This window comes from Azospirillum sp. CT11-132 (genome assembly GCF_047302835.1).
In the GTDB taxonomy this organism is placed as follows: Bacteria; Pseudomonadota; Alphaproteobacteria; order Azospirillales; family Azospirillaceae; genus Azospirillum.
Genome location: NZ_JBGLZA010000001.1, coordinates 37215 through 53967, shown reverse-complemented (window position 1 = coordinate 53967; position 16753 = coordinate 37215). Strand labels below are relative to the sequence as shown.

The window sequence follows — 16753 nt, the reverse complement described above, 5'->3', positions numbered from 1 at the left end:
GCATGACGACGACCGTTGAAGCCATGCACGACCGCCACGTGGGGCACGACACCCCGCGTGACGCCACCCCGCCCGTCTTCTATGTGAGGGACGAGCACGCCCACGAAGCCGCCAGCACCGCGCTCGGCTTCTGGATCTACCTGATGAGCGACTGCCTCATCTTCGCGGTTCTGTTCGCGACCTACGGCGTGCTGGGCACCAGCTACGCCGCCGGCCCGACGCCGAAGGAACTGTTCGACCTGCCGCTGGTGGCGCTGAACACCTCCATGCTGCTGCTGTCCTCCATCACCTATGGCTTCGCCATGCTGGCGATGGAAAAGGGCCGCACCGGCCAGACCCAGGCCTGGCTGTTCATCACGCTGCTGTTCGGCCTCGCCTTCCTGGGCATCGAGCTGTTCGAGTTCGCGCACCTGATCCATGAGGGTGCCGGCCCCTGGCGCAGCGCCTTCCTGTCGTCCTTCTTCACGCTGGTCGGCACCCACGGGCTGCACGTCACCTTCGGCAGCGTGTGGCTGGTGACGCTGATGGTCCAGGTCGCCCGCCGCGGCCTGATCCCGGCCAACCGCCGGCGCCTGATGTGCCTCAGCATGTTCTGGCACTTCCTGGACGTCATCTGGATCGGTGTGTTCACCTTCGTCTATCTGATGGGAGCGCTGCGATGAGCACCCACGCGCACAGCGACCACCACGCCCATCAGGGCCACGGGCACGACCACGGTGGTCACGGTCATGACGACCACGGCCACCCCGCGGGCGCCCACGGCACCTTCGGCAGCTATATGATCGGTTTCGTCCTGTCGGTGATCCTGACGGTCATTCCGTTCTGGCTGGTGATGAACGGCACGCTGGACAATGCGACCACCACGGTCGTGATCCTGGCGCTGGCCGTGGTCCAGATCCTCGTCCACATGGTGTATTTCCTGCACATGAACGGCCGCGTCGAAGGCGGCTGGTCGATGCTGGCGATGATCTTCACGATCATCGTCGTGGTCATCATGTTCGCCGGTTCGCTCTGGGTGATGTACCACCTGAACCACAACATGATGCCCGGCATGACCCACGACATGAGCAAGATGCCGTGACCGGACTGCCGTCCGCGCCCCCTGCGGGCGGCACACCGAAGAGGGCCCGCCCGGTCTGGGCGCTGGCCCTCTTCGGCCTTCTGGCGCTGGCCGGCGTCGCCGGCCTGACCGCGCTCGGCATCTGGCAGCTCGAACGCCGGGTGTGGAAGCTGGATCTGATCGAGCGGGTGGACGCCCGCATCCATGCCTCACCGGTTCCCGCTCCGGGGCCGGAGGCGTGGCCGTCGGTTTCGGCGGCGTCGGACGAATACCGGCGCGTCGCCGTCACCGGCCACTTCCTGAACGACCGCGAAACGCTGGTGCAGGCCGTCACCGACCTGGGCGGCGGGTTCTGGGTGATGACCCCGCTGGTCACCGACCGCGGCTTCACCGTTCTGGTGAACCGCGGCTTCGTGCCGCCGGAAAAGCGTGATCCCGCATCCCGCGCCGAGGGGCAGCCGCAGGGAGAGGTGAGCGTCACCGGCCTTCTGCGCCTGACCGAGCCGAAGGGCGGGTTCCTGCGCAGCAACGATCCGGCCGCCGGCCGCTGGTACTCCCGCGATGTTGCCGCCATCGCAGCGTCGAAGGGGCTGGAGCGGGTCGCCCCCTATTTCATCGATGCCGACGGCACCCGCAATCCCGGCGGCTGGCCGGTCGGCGGGCTGACGGTGGTCAGCTTCCCCAACAGTCATCTCAGCTATGCGCTGACCTGGTTCGCGCTGGACCTGATGCTGATCGGCGCCGTCCTGTACGTGATCCGCAGCGAGATGCGGCGCCGGAGGGCATGAATCAGGCGCCCCGAAAACTCCCCTCTTCTCGCTCACTCTCTATATATATCGGTGGGCTGATGAACCGGGTGAGGAACAGGACGTCTTTCGTGCGCGATACCACCGACCGCAAAAACCTGTTCCTGCTCGTCCAGCTGCGTTGGCTCGCCGTCGTCGGGCAGATCGTGACGATCCTGATCGTCCATCTGCAGATGGGCATCCGCCTGCCGCTGCTACCGATGGCGGCGGTGATCTTCGTGCTGGTGGCGCTGAACATCGCCAGCCTGATCCAGATCCGCCGCAGTTCCGCCGTCTCCAACACCCAGCTTTTCCTGGAGCTGCTGATCGACGTTTGGGCGCTGACGCTTCAGCTCTATCTCAGCGGCGGGGCGTCCAACCCCTTCATCTCGCTGTATCTGCTGCAGGTGGCGCTGGGGGCGGTGCTGCTGGAGGCGTGGTCGGCCTGGGCGCTGGTTCTGGTGGCGACCGCCGGCTTCACCTGGCTGATCGGCACGCACCAGCCGCTTCCCCTGCCCCCCGCCTATGAGGGCGAGCTGTTCAGCCTGCACATCCAGGGGATGTTCATCTGCTTCGTGTTGGCGGCGAGCCTGCTGGTCCCCTTCCTCACCCAGATCAACCGCAATTTGCGCGCCCGCGACGCCTATCTGGCGGAACTGCGCCAGCGCTCGATGGAAGAGGCCCATATCGTCCGCATGGGGCTGCTGGCGTCGGGCGCCGCGCATGAGCTGGGGACGCCGCTCGCCACCCTGTCGGTGATCCTCAACGACTGGCGCCGCATGCCGGCGCTGAAATCCGATCCCGATCTGGCGGATGAGATGGCGGAGATGCAGAACCAGATCGACCGCTGCAAGGCGATCGTGTCGGGCATCCTGCTGTCGTCCGGCGAGGCACGCGGCGAGGGCACGGTGCGCACCACGGTGAAGGGGTTCCTCGACGGTCTGGTGGAGGACTGGCTGTCCAGCCGCTCGCCCGGCCGCTTCGACTATGACAACACCGTCGGGCCGCAGGAGCGGATGATCGCCGACCTCGCCCTGAAACAGGTGCTGTTCAACGTGCTGGACAATGCGCTGGAGGCCTCCCCCGACTGGATCGGCGTCGCGGCGCTGCGGCAGGGCGACAATCTGGTGGTGGCGGTCAACGACTGCGGCCCCGGATTCGACCCCGCCATCCTGGAGGAGCTGGGCAAGCCCTACCGCTCCACCAAGAAGCGGCCGGGCAGCGGGCTTGGCCTGTTCCTGGTGATGAATGTGCTGCGCAAGCTGGGCGGGACGGTTTCGGCCAAGAACCGGGCCGCCGGCGGCGCCACCGTGACGCTGACCCTGCCGCTGTCCGCCCTGTCGCCGGGAGGCTCCGATGGAGACGACTGAACTGGAGATGCCCGAGTTCGAGGGGGGCGACCGCACCCTGCTGATCGTCGAGGACGATGCGTCCTTCGCCCGCGCGCTGCGCCGGTCCTTCGAACGCCGCGGCTACGAGGTCCATGCCTGCGCCGGGCTGGAGGAGATGCGGGAGATCCTGGAGACGCTGGATCCCGACTATGCCGTGGTCGACCTGAAGCTCGCCACCGGGTCGGGCCTGGAATGCGTGAAGGAGCTGCACGAGGCGGACGAGGAAACCCGCATCGTCGTGCTGACCGGCTTCGCCAGCATCGCCACCGCGGTGGAGGCGATCAAGCTGGGCGCCTGCCATTATCTGGCCAAGCCGTCCAACACCGACGACATCGAGGCCGCCTTCGAGCGCACCGAGGGCGACACCTCCATCGCGCCGGCCGTCCGCACCACCTCGATCAAGAATCTGGAGTGGGAGCGCATCCACGAGACGCTGGTGGAGACGAACTTCAACATCTCCGAGACCGCTAGACGGCTCGGCATGCACCGGCGCACGCTGGCGCGCAAGCTGGAGAAGAAGCGGGTGCCGTGAGCGTGCGCCCTCTCCCGCCCCGGGAGAGGGAGTTATGCTCCTGCCCTTTTACGAGAACTCCCGCACCGTGTGCAGGTGGTTGAGCGGGCCGTGGCCGTGGCCCAGGCCGGGGGCGGTCAGGATCGCTGTTTCGACATAGCGGCGGGCACGGGCCACCGCGTCGCGGGTGCTCAGGCCCTGGGCCAGACCGGCGGCGATGGCCGAGGACAGGGTGCAGCCGGTGCCGTGGGTGTGGGGGGTGTGGACGCGGCGACCCTCGAACACCGTTTCGCCCTCTTCGGTCAGAAGCAGGTCGTAGAGGGTGTCGTCCTCCAGATGGCCGCCCTTCAGCAGAACCGATTTCGGGCCGAAGCTGAGCATCAGTTCGGCGGCGCGGCGCATGTCGTCCAGATCACGGATCGGCAGGTCGGTCAGCGCCTCGGCCTCCGGCAGGTTGGGCGTCACCACCTCGGCCAGCGGCAGCAGGCGCCGGCGCAAAGTCAGCACGGCGTCGGGGTCGAGCAGATGGTGGCCGCTCTTGGCGATCATCACCGGATCGAGGACCAGCGGCACGTTGACGGCGCGCTCCTCATACTCCGCGGCCACCGCCTCGATGACGGGGGCGTTGGCGAGCATGCCGATCTTCACCGCGTCGGCGCCGATATCCTCCAGCACCAGCTTCATCTGCAGGGCGACGAAGGCGGGATCGACCGGCACCACGCCATAGACGCCGGTGGTGTTCTGCGCCGTCAGCGCGGCGATGGCGGTCATGGCATAGGCGCCGAGCGCGCTGACCGCCTTGATGTCGGCCTGGATGCCGGCCCCACCGCCGGAATCGGAGCCGGCGACGATCAGGACGCGGCCATTGACGGTGTTGCTGGCGCTCATTGCGCGGCCTCCAGGCTGCGGGCGGCGCTGGCCTGGATGGCGTCGGCGATGTCGGCGACCACGCTGTGGACCAGAGCCTCGTCGTCGCCCTCCGCCATCACGCGGATGACCGGTTCGGTGCCCGACTTGCGGATCAGGATGCGGCCGCCGGACGCCAGACGGGCCTCGCCGTCCTTGATCGCCTGCTGGACAACGGCATCCTCCAGCGGCTTGGTCCCGGCGGAGAAGCGGACGTTGGTCAGCTTCTGCGGCACCGGATCGAACACGCGGCAAACCTCGCTGGCCGCGCGGCCATCGGCCTGGATCAGCACCGCCAGCACCTGAAGCGCGGCGATCAGCCCGTCGCCGGTGGTGGAATAGTCGGACAGCACGACATGGCCCGACTGCTCGCCGCCGACATTGTAGCCGCGCTCGCGCATCAGCTCGACGACATAGCGGTCGCCGACGGGGGTGCGGGCCAGATGCAGGCCAAGGCCGCCGAGATGGCGCTCCATGCCCAGGTTGGACATGACGGTGGCGACGACGCCGCCGCCGCGCAGGGTCTGCGACCGCGCCCAGGAGGTGGCGATCAGGCTCATCAGCTGGTCGCCGTCGATCGGGCGGCCGGCTTCGTCGACCATGATGAGGCGGTCGGCGTCGCCGTCCAGCGCGATGCCGAGATGGGCGCCGTGGGCGACCACCTGCTCCTGCAGCGCCTGGGTGGCGGTGGCGCCGCAGCCCTTGTTGATGTTGGTGCCGTCGGGGCTGACGCCGACCGGGATCACGTCGGCCCCCAGCTCGTAGAGCACCTTGGGCGCGACCTTGTAGGCGGCGCCGTTGGCGCAATCCACGACGATCTTCAGCCCATCGAGCCGCAGGCCGCGCGGGAAGGTGTTCTTCACATATTCGATGTAGCGGCCGGTGGCGTCGTCCAGACGGCTGGCGCGGCCGAGATCGGCGGGGCCGGCGAGATCGGGGCCGAAGGGCAGCGCCATGCGCCGCTCGATGGCGGCCTCGACCTCGTCCGACAGCTTGTAGCCGTCGGGGCCGAACAGCTTGATGCCGTTGTCCTGATAGGGGTTGTGCGAGGCGGAGATCACCACGCCCATGTCGGCACGGAGCGAGCGGGTCAGCATGGCGACCGCCGGGGTCGGCAGCGGCCCGACCAGCACCACGTCCATCCCCATCGAGATGAAGCCGGCGGTCAGCGCCGGTTCCAGCAGATAGCCGGACAGGCGGGTGTCCTTGCCGATCACCACCCGGTGGCGGTGGTCGCCGCGGCGGAACTGCAGCGCGGTCGCCATCGCCACGCGCAGGGCCGTTTCGGCGGTCATCGGGTCGATGTTGGCGGTGCCACGGATGCCGTCGGTGCCGAACAGGTGTCGCGTCATGAAAACCTCGTGCAGAGTCCGTCTCCAGCCCCGGATGTCGGATCGCGCGGCGGAAAGCGCAAGCGAAGGATGTTTCTTCGCGCGGCAGCCGGGCCGGGTCAAGCCTCCTTCGGCGGCTGCGCGAAAGGGTTATAGAGGTGGATCAGCGCGGATGCAGCGCCTCCCAGACGGCGCGGGCCTGCGCCGTCTCCGCCACATCGTGGACGCGCAGGATCTGGGCACCCTGGTTCAGCGTCTCCAGTCCGGCGGCGAGCGAGCCGGCCAGCCGCTCCTTCGGCGGCTCCCCGCGCGACAGGCGGCCGATGAAGCCCTTGCGCGACAGCCCGATCAGCACCGTGCAGCCCAGCGCATGGTACAGCGAGGTGTGGCGCAGGATGTCCATATTGTGCTCCGTCGACTTGCCGAAGCCGATGCCGGGATCGACGGCGATGCGCTCCGCCGGCACACCGGCCGCGACGCAGCGGGCGACCCGCTCCTCCAGCCAGTCGAACACGTCGAGCGCGGCGTCACGGTAGGTCGGGTTGGCCTGCATGGTGCCGGGTTCGCCCTGCATGTGCATCACCACCACCGGAGTGCCGGTACGCGCGACCACCGGCAGGGCCTGCGGGTCGCCCAGCCCGGCGATGTCGTTGACGATGCGGGCGCCGGCCGCGGCAGCGGAGTCCATCACGCTGGCGTGGCGGGTGTCGACCGAGACGGTGGCCCCCTTCGCGGCGAAATGGCGGATGACCGGCAGGACGCGCCGCTCCTCCTCCTCCGGCGGGACCGCGGCGGCACCGGGGCGGGTGGATTCGCCGCCGATGTCCAGGATGTCGGCGCCGGCGGCCAGCATCGCCTCGCCATGGGCGATGGCGGCGGCGGGATCGAAGAAGTCGCCGCCGTCGGAAAAGCTGTCCGGCGTGACGTTGACGATGCCCATGATCTGCGGCCGGTCGGTCGCCAATCCGGCGAAAGGCGCGCGGGCGCGGGTCAGGGCGCCGAGCTGGCGGTCCAGCGCCTCCGCCACCGCGCGGGAGCGCTCCCAGCCCCAGGCCATGATCTCCGACAGCGGCGCGAAGGCGCGGTCGATGCGGGAGGCCTGGTCGCGCACGATCAGTTCGGCGGTGGAGAAGGCGAAGCGCCCGCCGGCCAGCGGCACCGCGGCGCCCTTGGCCCAGGCGGCGATGGGCATCAGGCCGACCGGGCGAAGATAGACCCGCACCCCGTCCTCCCCCGCCCAGGGACAGAAGCCGGCGAGCGACCCGGCAGCCGATTTGGAAGCGGCCGATTTGGAAGCGGGCTTTGCGGAGAGCGGCGGCATCGGGGGTCCCCTTCACGTCACGGGCTGGCGATACCGTTCCTGGCACGCGCCCGGCGGGATGGCAAGGGTGCCATCGCGGACGGCCCCCTCCCCCGCTCCAGGACCGGGAGGAGATCGCAGATGGCGCATATGGGTGGTTTCTCACCGGTTCGGCTGAGGAAGATAGGAGTTCTCCCGGACATCCTTTAATTACATCTTAAGAACCGATTACCACAGTCAAGCAGGGCAACTTTACATCCAGGTTCTTGCAATAATGGGTATCGAGAGCAACATTTGCACCAAGCTATGTAATTTTAAATCTGCATCCGCCTTGGTTGTTGACTGCAATATATTGTCAAGCGATCTAATGGAAAGAACCCTTACTGGCCTTAAACTGAAAGACATCTATCGCTCATTCTCCACCGAAGACGCTCTCTCGCTTCTTTCTGAGAAAGAGATCGATATTGTCATCATAAACGCAGATACCATCCGTGAGAAAGCGCTTCAGTTTCTGGATATGGTCAGATTTCGCCAGACAAAAGACCCACTTCTAGAAGCGAAGATAAAGCATATCTCCATAATCCCATTCGTGATCACCAGCTCTGCAGTGACGCCGAAAATGGCGGAGAAAGCTGCGGACGCAGGAATATGCGCGTTGGTTTCGATGCCGTTCAGGCCGATTGATTTTATGAACAGAATCAAAAGTCTGCTTTATGTGCACTGCAACGACAACTGCTTCAAAATGACAAGCCCGTCGCTTGAGGACGCCGGCTTCCTGGAGGAACCCAGCAGCCTCCGCTGACGTAAAGCCAGAAGCTTCCTGTCCTCTCCTGCGGGAGAGAAAGCGATTCCGCCCATTTCTCACCCCCGCCGCGCCAGCCCGCCCTTCAGCTTCAGCACATAGGTGATGACCTCCGCCACCGCCTGATAGTGCTGGAGCGGGATGGTGGCGTCGACCTCGGCCGAGGCGTGGAGGGCGCGGGCGAGCGGGGGGTTCTCGACGATGGGGATGTCGTGCTCCTGGGCCAGCGCGCGGATGCGGAGCGCGATCAGGTCGGCGCCCTTGGCGAGGCAGATCGGGGCGGCGGTGCGGCCGCGTTCGTATTCCAGCGCCACGGCGAAATGGGTGGGGTTGGTGATGACCACGGTGGCGCGCGGGACGTTCGCCATCATCCGCTTCTTGGAGCGCGAGCGGCGGATGTCGCGCAGGCGGGCCTTGGCGTTGGGGTCGCCCTCGATCTGCTTGTATTCGTCCTTGATCTCCTGGTGGCTCATGCGCAGGCGGCGGCGCCATTCCAGGCGGTTCCACAGCACGTCCACCGCCGCCATCAGGACGGTCGCCAGCAGGACCGCCAGCAGCAGCCGCAAGGTCACGTCCCGCAGCAGCACGGGCAATCCGGCGACGTCCATGCCCACAGTATCCTCCGTCCATGCGATGTAGGGCGCCAGCGCGTGCCAGGCAGCAGCGCTGATGATGGCGAGCTTGACCAGACTCTTGGCGAATTCGACCAGCGCCGGGCGTCCGGCGATCCGCTTCCAGCCCGATGCGGGCGACAGGTGCGACCATTTCGGCTGAATGCGGTCGGACGCCACGACGAATGGCCCCTGCCCCAGCGCCGACACCACCACCCCGCCAAGCAGGATGCCCAACACCGGCAGCAGGGCCACCGCAACGCCGCCGATCAGCCAAGTGAGGCTGTGGATGACGTCGACGGCGCTGCCGTCGATGCGGATGTCGTCGGGGTTCTCGATCAGCGGCAGCAGCAGGGACGACAGGTTCGACGCGACGCCGGGCACCGCCATCAGCACGATCATCCAGGCGGCGACCATCGCCGACAGCAGCCCGACGTCGCGGGCACGGGGGACGTCGCCCTTCTCCGCCGCCTCGCGCAGGCGTTTCTCTGTCGGTTCCTCTGTCTTCTGTTCGTCGTCCTGCTCCGCCATGCGTCAGGACCCCGACAGCCAGCCGCCGAGTGCGGCGACGAAGGCGGTCAGCATGGCGCCGGCGGTCGCCATGAACAGGCCCATGCCGACCATCAGCACGCCGGGGGTGGCGACGAAATAGACGGGCATCGCCGGCATCACCCGGTTGACCAGCCCGAGCGCCACATTCACCACCAGCCCATAGAGGATGAAGGGCGCCGCCAGCCCGACGCCGAGGCGGAAGGTGGTCGCCAGCAGTTCGGCGAAGCGCTGGGCGACCATGCCCAAATCGGGGAACACCCCCGCCGGCCAGGAGCCGTAGGAGCGCGCCAGCGCGCCGATCATCAGGTAATGAACGTCCGATGCGAACAGCAGAGCCAGCCCGCCGATCAGCAGCACGCCGGACAGCACCGATCCGCCCTCAAACCCCGCCGCCTCCATGGAGAAAGGGTTGCTGAGCCCGACCACCTGGGCCACCAGGGCGCCGGTGGTCTGCAGGGCCGCCATGAACAGCCGGGCGCCGAGGCCGAGATAGGCGCCGACCAGCGTTTCGCCCGCCAGCGCGCGCAGCATCTCCACCGGCTGGTCCGGCATGCGCTCGGGCAGGCCGTCCACCCCCGGCAGCAGCACCAGCGTGACGATGATCGCCAGCGCCGCCCGCACCCGCATCGGCACCGCCGCCTCGCCGAAGCCCGGCAACAGGCTGATGGCCGCCGCCACCCGCGCCAGTACGATGAAGCCGCGGTAGATCTCCAGGGTCAGGAACTGGCTGAGGTCAACCATCAGCCTAAACCTGATCGACGGTCTTGAGCGACGCCTTGCGGTGAAGCTCGGCATGGCTCAGCACCGGCGTCATCGGGCTGACCCTCTCCAGCAGGGAACGGACGAAGGGGCGCACCTCCGCCCCCACCAGCAGGGCCGGCCAGATCTGGGAGGTCGCGTGCTTCTGGATCTTCAGGCGCACGGCGGTCAGGAACTCCTGCACCTGGCTGGGCGGCATGACGAAGCGGCGGTCGTCACCCTCCACCACGATGTGGTCGAGCAGGGCCTGTTCCCAGCGCGGGCTGAGCGCGATGACCGACACGAAGCCGTCGGGACCGGCCAGACCCTGGTGGATCTGCTGGCCCAGCCGCATGCGCACATGTTCGGTGATGAGGGTGATGTGGCGGGTCCAGCCGACCGCCTCCGCCACCGCCTCGACGATGGCGGGCAGGTTGCGGATCGATACCCGTTCCGACAGCAGCTGTTGCAGGACACGCTGGAGGACGACCAGCGAGATCTGGCTCGGCACCATGTCGTTGATGAGCTTCTGGTACTCGCGGCCCAGCCCGTCGATCAGCTTTTGCAGGGCGGCGAAGGTCAGCAGGGTGGAGAGGTTGTCCTTGATGACCTCGGTCAGGTGGGTGGTGATGACGCTTTCCGGATCGACGACGGTGTAGCCCTTCGCCACCGCCTCCTCGTGGCGGGCCGGGTCGATCCATTTGGCCTGCAGGCCGAAGGTCGGTTCGCGCGTCGCGTCGCCGGCGATGTCGGGGACGGCGCCGCCGGTGGGGTCGATGGCGAGCAGGTGCTTGGGCCGCACCTCGCCCTTCGCCGCCTCCACCCCCATGATGCTGATGACGTAGCTCTTGGGCGGCAGGAAGCTGGAATCCTTGATGCGCACCGAGGGCAGGACGAAGCCGAACTCGGTGGCGAAGCGCTTGCGCAGGGTCTTCACCTTGGTGGTCAGCGGGCCGTTCTTGTTGAGGATCAGCGGGACGAGGTGGTTGCCGACCTCCACCTTCACCTCGTCGACCTTCAGCATGTCCTCCACCGACTCTTCGGGGGCGGCTGGGGGCGCCTTGCGGCTTTCCTCCAGCTTGGCGAGGGCCGCGGCGCGGGCCTTGCGGCGCGGGGCGTACCAGCCGAGCGCGGCGAAGGCGGCGCCGATGGCGAGGAAGGGCGCCATCGGCAATCCTGGCGTCAGCGCCAACGCCGCCAGCAGACCGGCCGCCACCAGCAGCGCCTTCGGATAGGCGCCGAGCTGGTCGATCACCGCCTTTTCGGCGGAGCCGATGTTGCCGCCCTTGGTCACCAGCAGGCCGGCGGCCAGCGACACCACCAGCGCCGGGATCTGCGTCGCCAGCCCGTCACCCACCGTCAGGGTGGTGTAGGCGGAGGCGGCGGCGTCGAAGCTCATCCCCTTCTGGACGATGCCGATCGCCATGCCGCCGAGAACGTTGATGACGGTGATGACCAGACCGGCCACCGCGTCGCCGCGCACGAATTTCGAGGCGCCGTCCATGGCGCCGTAGAAGGTGCTTTCGTCCTCCAACTCCTTGCGGCGGCGGCGCGCCTCGACCTCGTCGATCATGCCGGCGGACAGGTCGGCGTCGATCGCCATCTGCTTGCCGGGAATGGCGTCCAGCGTGAAGCGCGCCCCGACCTCGGCGATGCGGGTGGCGCCCTTGGTGATGACGACGAAGTTGATGACGACCAGGATGCAGAAGATCACCACGCCGATGACGAAGTTGCCGCCCATCACGAACTGGCTGAAGCCCTGGATGACGTGGCCGGCGGCGCCGTGGCCGTGATGCCCCTCGCTGAGGATCAGCCGGGTCGAGGCGATGTTCAGCGCCAGCCGCAGCATCGTCACCACCAGCAGCACGGTGGGGAAGGACGAGAAGTCCAGCGGCCGCGGGATCCACAGGGACACCATCAGCACCAGCACCGCGACCGAGAAGGACAGCGCCAGCCCGAGATCGAGGAACCAGGACGGCACCGGCAGGAACAGCACCGCCAGCACCAGCAGGATGCCGACCGCGAACAGCACGTCGCGGTTCGCCAGCCCGATGTCGCCGAGCAGGCCGAACCGGCTGCGGACGTGATCCGTGAGGGTCATGGGGGTCCGGATGGGTTTGTGGAGGAAGGACGTTCCGGCAACGATAGTGGGGTGCGGTAAAACCGGGATTTAAACGGCTCCCTTGGCCCGTCATTGCGCCGGCAGCAGCGGGCGGGCCGGGCCGTCGGCAAACAGGCCGGACAGGAAGCTGAGACGCCCGCGCTCCGCCGCGGTCCAGGTCGGGGCGGAACCGCCGGGGCCGGCGGCCAGCGTCTCCAGATAGCCGAGCGCGCCGGCGACCCAGCGCAGATTCCCGGTCACCCGCTGGCGATAGGCCTCGCCACGCTCGGACTGGGCGGAGTGATAGCGGGCGATTGCCGTCTCCAGCGAGCCGTGGTCTCGCCGCAGGGCCGACAGGAAGGACGCGGCATAGCGGGCGTTGGCCACCGGGTCGAAGGCGGTGGCGAGGTCGGGGAAGGCGTCGGGGTGCCAGCGCAGGTTCACCTGCAGACAGCCGACGTCGATGGACTGGACGCCGCGCGCCTGGGTCTCGCGCACGAAGGCGATGGCGGCGTCGCGGGTCGGGAAATAGTGGGAGCGGCCCTCGGTGTTGACGGTCCAGGGCCAGGCGGTGAACAGCCGGTCCTCCGTCCGCCGGCCGGATTCGGTAAAGCCCATCGCCAGCAGAAGGTGATCGGAAATGCCGGCCGCCTTCTCCGCATCGAGGATGGCGGCGATGCATTGCGCTTCCGGCGGCAGGGCTTTGGCCGGAGACTGGGACGGCGGATGCGGCGGGGCGTAGAGCGCGGTGCTCCACACGCCGATCTGCGAGGGGTTGGCCGGTGGCGCCGCCGCACCGCCGGCCGGACTTACGAGCAGCCCGAGAAGGGGGATGACCGCTCGCAACCGGAACATCAGTCGATGGCGACGATCAGGTCGCTCAGCCGGTCGGCGTAGGTGGCGAGCGTGCCGTACATGAAGGGCAGCGCCAGCACCGTCACCACCAGAATCGCGACGATCTTCGGCACGAAGGTCAGCGTCATCTCCTGCACCTGGGTCAGCGCCTGCACCAGCGAGATCGACACGCCCACCACCACCGCCACGATCAGCGGCGGCGCCGCGACCAGCAGGGTCGTCCAGATGCCGCTGCGCAGCACCTCCAGCACGTCGGCCTGGTTCATGGGTGGATCCTTGGGAGTTCGTGTGGAATGGGACGTTAGACCCCCACCTAACCTCCCCCGCTCTCAGCGGACCTACGGTCCGCCTGCCGCGTCAGCACAAAGCATAGCTTTGTGCGAGAGCTGGGCGGGGGAGGGACTGCCGCTGTACGCCGGCAAAGCTCCTGTCCCCCTCCCCCGCCCAGCGGGGGAGGGTCGGGGTGGGGGCAAGTGACGACGCTCAAACCGCGATCCGCATGATCTCCTGGTACGCCTGCACCATCTTGTCGCGGATGGCGACGACGCTCTGCACCGTCATCTCCGCCGCCAAGACCGAGCGCACGACGTCCTGCGCGCTGGCCTTGCCCGACACGGCGGCGAGCGAGACGCGCTCGCTCTCCTTCAGCGTGTCGACCGCTTGCGAGATCGACTTGTCGAGGAAGCCGCCGAAATCGCTTTCGGCGCTGGCGGCCACCGCGTCGGTCCCGTTGGCGGCGGACAGGGGCGAGGTCGCCGCCTGGGTCTCGGCGAGGCTGCTGGCGATGGGGCTGCGGTTGGCGGCGTAGGCGGCGGCGACGCGGCCGACGGACATCTCGATCATGGGACGGCTCCTCAGCTGCGCAGCAGGTCGACGACGCGGTTCATCATCGCGCGCGACTGTTCGATGACGTTCATGCTGGCCTCGAAGGCGCGGCCGGCTTCGCGCATGTCCATCATCTCGATCAGCGGCTGGACGTTGGGCTTCTTGACATAGCCCTTGTCGTCGGCCGCCGGGTGCGAGGGGTCGTAGGCGAGCTGGAAGTCGCTGCGGTCGCGGCCGATCTGCTTGACCTGCACCAGCTCCGCCCCGACGCCGCGGTCCATCACGCTGTCGAAGGACACCGTCTTGCGGCGATAGGGGTCGCCGCCCTTGGTGGTGGCGGTGCTGTCGGCGTTGGCGAGGTTTTCCGCCACCACGCGCAGGCGGGTCGATTGCGCCTGAAGCCCGGCGCCGGCGATCTTCAGCGTGGCGCCGAGGACATCGTTCATCATCGCTCGTCTCCGTCCTAAAAAGCCGTCAGCCGTTTCGCCCTTAACCATTTCTCCAGGCCATGCGCAGCATCTGCACATTGCGCTGGAACAGGCTGGTGGTCAGCGCGAAGGCGTCGCGGGTCTCGCTGCCCTTGATCATCTCCTGGTCCAGCGACACCGCGTTGCCGCTGGGGGTCGATTCCCACAAACCCGCCTTGCCTTCCTCGCGGTAGGGCGTGGCGGCGCGGCTGCCGACCAGATGCAGGCCGGAGGTGCGGGCGGTCTCCACCGGGCGGATGCCTTCCATGACGCTGTCGAAGGATTTCAGGTCGCGCGCCTGGTAGTCGGGCGTGTTGGCATTCACGACATTCTCGGCGATCAGCTTCTGCCGCTGCGCCAGATAGTCGAGGCGCGTACCGGCAAGCTGGAATAAACCGATTTTACTCAAATCCATTGCGACCTCGTTCCACCACATCTCACCGGAACACGAGGCGGACGATGAGGCCGCCCGTTTAAAACCGGATTTAAATTCGCTGCTCTAGGCTGTGCCCATCGACAGGCATGATGGAGACAGCGCCGATGCCGGCACTCGCCACCCTGGCGGCGGAACTCGACCGGCTGCCGACGCGCCAGTGGCGCGGGGAGATCCGCTCCGCCGCCGGAATGACGCTGGAGGTCGACGGGCTGCAGCGCGTGCTGTCGGTCGGCGACAAATGCCATGCGGAAACCCTGCGCGGCGGACGCGTGCTGTGCGAGACCATCGGCTTCCGCAACGGCCGCTCTCTGCTGATGGCCTTCGACAACCTCGACGGGGTGGCGGAGGGCTGCGCCGCGGTCACCGACGACACCGCCTTCATGCTGCGGCCCGGTCCGGGATGGCTCGGCCGGGTGGTGAACGCGCTGGGCGAGCCGATCGACGGCAAGGGTCCGTTGGTCAATGGCGAGCATCCGCGGGCCTTGCGCCAGCCGCCGCCGGCCGCCTGCGCCCGGCGGCGGGTGGGGGCGCGGCTGGACAGCGGCATCCGGGTGATCGACAGCTTCGTCCCGCTGTGCCGTGGGCAGCGGCTGGGCGTCTTCGCCGGGTCGGGGGTCGGCAAATCGACCCTGCTGGCGATGGCCGCCCGCCATGCCGAGGCCGACGCCATCGTCATCGGCCTGATCGGCGAGCGCGGGCGCGAGGTGCGCGAGTTCATCCAGGACGATCTGGGGCCGGAGGGGCTGGCGCGCTCCGTCGTCATCGTCGCCACGTCGGACGAGCCGCCGCTGATGCGCCGTCAGGCGGCGCTGCTGACGATGACGGTGGCCGAGGAGCTGCGGGATTCCGGAGGCCAGGGGGGCAAGCATGTGCTGTGCCTGATGGACAGCGTCACCCGCTTCGCCATGGCCCAGCGCGAGATCGGGCTGGCCGCGGGAGAGCCGCCGACCGCCAAGAGCTATCCGCCGAGCGTCTTCGCCGAGCTGCCGCGCCTGCTGGAACGGGCGGGGCCGGGGCCGGAAGGGAGTGGTGAGGGCGACATCACCGCCATCTTCACCGTGCTGGTGGACGGCGACGACCATGACGAACCCATCGCCGACGCGGTGCGCGGCATCCTCGACGGGCATCTGGTGCTGGACCGCAAGATCGCCGAGCAGGGGCGCTATCCCGCCGTCAATCTGCTGCGCAGCGTGTCGCGCACCCTGCCCGGCTGCCATGACGGGCGGGAGAACCGCATCGTCGGCCGCGCCCGCGCGCTGGCCGCCACCTATGACGGCATGAAGGAGATGATCCGGCTCGGCGCCTACAAGCGCGGCACCGATCCGGAAACCGACGCCGCCATCGACCTGCACCCGCAGCTGGAAGACTTCCTGCGCCAGGGCAAGGACGACCCCTCCCCTTCCGCCGAGAGTTTCGCGCGGCTGGAGGCTCTGCTCGCCGCCATCGGAGACCATGCATGAGCGTGAATACGAGACTGGCCGCCCAGGCTGTCACCCCGCCGACCGCCCAACGCAAATCCAATGAGCCGGAGGAAACGCTGGCCGACAGGATGAGCGTCGGGTTCGACGACCTGCTCGACGTGGTCAACCCGCTCCAGCAATTGCCCGTGGTGTCGTCGGTCTATCGCGAGGCGACGGGGGAGAGCATCTCGATCCCCGCGCGGCTGGCCGGCGGCTTCCTGTTCGGCGGCCTGCCCGGCCTGATCGGCAGCGCCGCGATGGTGGCGTTCGAGGAGGTTACCGGCGACAGCGTGCTGGGCCATATCGGCAGTTTGCTGGAGGATGGGACGGAAACGGCGGCGGCGGAGGGTGCACCGGCCGGGACGCTGCCCTGGATGGCCGGCGGTGGGAATGGCGGCGATCCCGCCCTGCCCTCCCCCCAATCGCTGGCGGAGGCTTTGCGGCGCAAGTCCGGCGCAGCGGCGGGAGACGTGGCGGCAGCGGTGCCGACGGGCGAACAGTCGGCGCCGCAACTGCTGGCGAAGCTCTACAGCCTGGAGGCGACGGCGAAGGCCGGCGCGCCGGGGGTGGTGCGCAAGGCAGGGTGACCAACCCGGACTTGCACGGCGCCGCTTGGCACGGT

At 68.1% G+C, this 16753-nt stretch carries 19 protein-coding genes; 8 read left to right on the top strand and 11 right to left on the bottom strand.

The genetic code is table 11. From position 1 onward, the window contains the following. Window positions 1-2 precede the first annotated feature (2 nt). From cyoC to ACCD06_RS00270, 5 genes are all read left to right on the top strand, one after another. Window positions 3-662: a cytochrome o ubiquinol oxidase subunit III gene (cyoC, locus tag ACCD06_RS00290; protein ID WP_413337916.1), complete on the top strand. Its 660-nt coding sequence runs from the start codon at window positions 3-5 to the stop codon at window positions 660-662. Then, window positions 659-1081, top strand: coding sequence for a cytochrome o ubiquinol oxidase subunit IV (gene cyoD, locus ACCD06_RS00285; protein WP_109073623.1), 423 nt, complete (start codon window positions 659-661; stop codon window positions 1079-1081). The genes cyoC and cyoD overlap by 4 nt, the downstream gene beginning before the upstream one ends. Continuing rightward, on the top strand, window positions 1078-1848 hold the full coding sequence (locus ACCD06_RS00280; protein WP_413337914.1) for an SURF1 family protein: 771 nt from the start codon (window positions 1078-1080) through the stop codon (window positions 1846-1848). Before cyoD ends, ACCD06_RS00280 begins: the two co-directional genes overlap by 4 nt. Window positions 1849-1937: 89 nt before the next feature. Then, on the top strand, window positions 1938-3215 hold the full coding sequence (locus tag ACCD06_RS00275; RefSeq protein ID WP_413337912.1) for an ATP-binding protein: 1278 nt from the start codon (window positions 1938-1940) through the stop codon (window positions 3213-3215). Beyond that, window positions 3202-3768: a response regulator transcription factor gene (locus ACCD06_RS00270; RefSeq protein ID WP_199231868.1), complete on the top strand. Its 567-nt coding sequence runs from the start codon at window positions 3202-3204 to the stop codon at window positions 3766-3768. The genes ACCD06_RS00275 and ACCD06_RS00270 overlap by 14 nt, the downstream gene beginning before the upstream one ends. A gap of 48 nt (window positions 3769-3816) precedes the next feature. Here ACCD06_RS00270 and thiD read toward each other — a convergent pair whose 3' ends face one another. The 3 genes from thiD to folP all read right to left on the bottom strand — a co-directional run bounded on the left by thiD (window position 3817) and on the right by folP (window position 7305). Beyond that, window positions 3817-4635 carry a bifunctional hydroxymethylpyrimidine kinase/phosphomethylpyrimidine kinase gene (gene thiD, locus ACCD06_RS00265; RefSeq protein ID WP_109073626.1) on the bottom strand — a complete coding sequence of 273 codons (819 nt, stop codon included), beginning with the start codon at window positions 4633-4635 and terminating at the stop codon, window positions 3817-3819. Next, on the bottom strand, window positions 4632-6005 hold the full coding sequence (glmM, locus tag ACCD06_RS00260) for a phosphoglucosamine mutase (RefSeq protein WP_109073627.1): 1374 nt from the start codon (window positions 6003-6005) through the stop codon (window positions 4632-4634). The genes thiD and glmM overlap by 4 nt, the downstream gene beginning before the upstream one ends. Before the next feature lie 142 nt (window positions 6006-6147). Continuing rightward, window positions 6148-7305, bottom strand: coding sequence for a dihydropteroate synthase (gene folP / locus ACCD06_RS00255; RefSeq protein ID WP_413337909.1), 1158 nt, complete (start codon window positions 7303-7305; stop codon window positions 6148-6150). A 253-nt stretch (window positions 7306-7558) separates the two neighbouring features. Between folP and ACCD06_RS00250 the strand changes: the two genes are divergently transcribed. Further along, window positions 7559-8086 (top strand): hypothetical protein, encoded by a 528-nt coding sequence (locus tag ACCD06_RS00250; RefSeq protein WP_136702129.1) that lies wholly within the window; start codon window positions 7559-7561, stop codon window positions 8084-8086. 59 nt (window positions 8087-8145) lie between these two features. Here the strand turns inward: ACCD06_RS00250 and flhB are convergent, their stop codons facing one another. The 8 genes from flhB to ACCD06_RS00210 form a co-directional block, all read right to left on the bottom strand. Further along, window positions 8146-9228, bottom strand: a complete 1083-nt coding sequence (gene flhB / locus ACCD06_RS00245) for a flagellar biosynthesis protein FlhB (RefSeq protein WP_413337907.1) — start codon at window positions 9226-9228, stop codon at window positions 8146-8148. Between the two features lie 3 nt (window positions 9229-9231). Further along, window positions 9232-9990 (bottom strand): flagellar biosynthetic protein FliR, encoded by a 759-nt coding sequence (locus ACCD06_RS00240; RefSeq protein WP_413337906.1) that lies wholly within the window; start codon window positions 9988-9990, stop codon window positions 9232-9234. 4 nt (window positions 9991-9994) lie between these two features. Further along, window positions 9995-12088, bottom strand: coding sequence for a flagellar biosynthesis protein FlhA (gene flhA / locus ACCD06_RS00235; RefSeq protein ID WP_413337904.1), 2094 nt, complete (start codon window positions 12086-12088; stop codon window positions 9995-9997). 90 nt (window positions 12089-12178) lie between these two features. Then, window positions 12179-12943 (bottom strand): lytic transglycosylase domain-containing protein, encoded by a 765-nt coding sequence (locus ACCD06_RS00230; protein WP_413337902.1) that lies wholly within the window; start codon window positions 12941-12943, stop codon window positions 12179-12181. After that, a complete protein-coding gene (fliQ, locus tag ACCD06_RS00225; RefSeq protein ID WP_085090915.1) occupies window positions 12943-13209 on the bottom strand; it encodes a flagellar biosynthesis protein FliQ in 267 nt (88 codons plus the stop codon). The genes ACCD06_RS00230 and fliQ overlap by 1 nt, the downstream gene beginning before the upstream one ends. Before the next feature lie 217 nt (window positions 13210-13426). After that, a complete protein-coding gene (locus tag ACCD06_RS00220; RefSeq protein WP_413337900.1) occupies window positions 13427-13786 on the bottom strand; it encodes a flagellar hook-basal body complex protein FliE in 360 nt (119 codons plus the stop codon). 11 nt (window positions 13787-13797) lie between these two features. Next, on the bottom strand, window positions 13798-14217 hold the full coding sequence (flgC, locus tag ACCD06_RS00215; RefSeq protein ID WP_109157560.1) for a flagellar basal body rod protein FlgC: 420 nt from the start codon (window positions 14215-14217) through the stop codon (window positions 13798-13800). Between the two features lie 40 nt (window positions 14218-14257). Further along, window positions 14258-14650, bottom strand: a complete 393-nt coding sequence (locus ACCD06_RS00210; protein ID WP_109154025.1) for a flagellar biosynthesis protein FlgG — start codon at window positions 14648-14650, stop codon at window positions 14258-14260. A gap of 125 nt (window positions 14651-14775) precedes the next feature. Here ACCD06_RS00210 and fliI point away from each other — a divergent pair, with 125 nt between their 5' ends. Both fliI and ACCD06_RS00200 read left to right on the top strand, forming a co-directional pair. Beyond that, on the top strand, window positions 14776-16131 hold the full coding sequence (gene fliI / locus ACCD06_RS00205; protein ID WP_413337897.1) for a flagellar protein export ATPase FliI: 1356 nt from the start codon (window positions 14776-14778) through the stop codon (window positions 16129-16131). Continuing rightward, on the top strand, window positions 16128-16718 hold the full coding sequence (locus ACCD06_RS00200; protein WP_413337895.1) for a hypothetical protein: 591 nt from the start codon (window positions 16128-16130) through the stop codon (window positions 16716-16718). The genes fliI and ACCD06_RS00200 overlap by 4 nt, the downstream gene beginning before the upstream one ends. Window positions 16719-16753 lie beyond the last annotated feature (35 nt).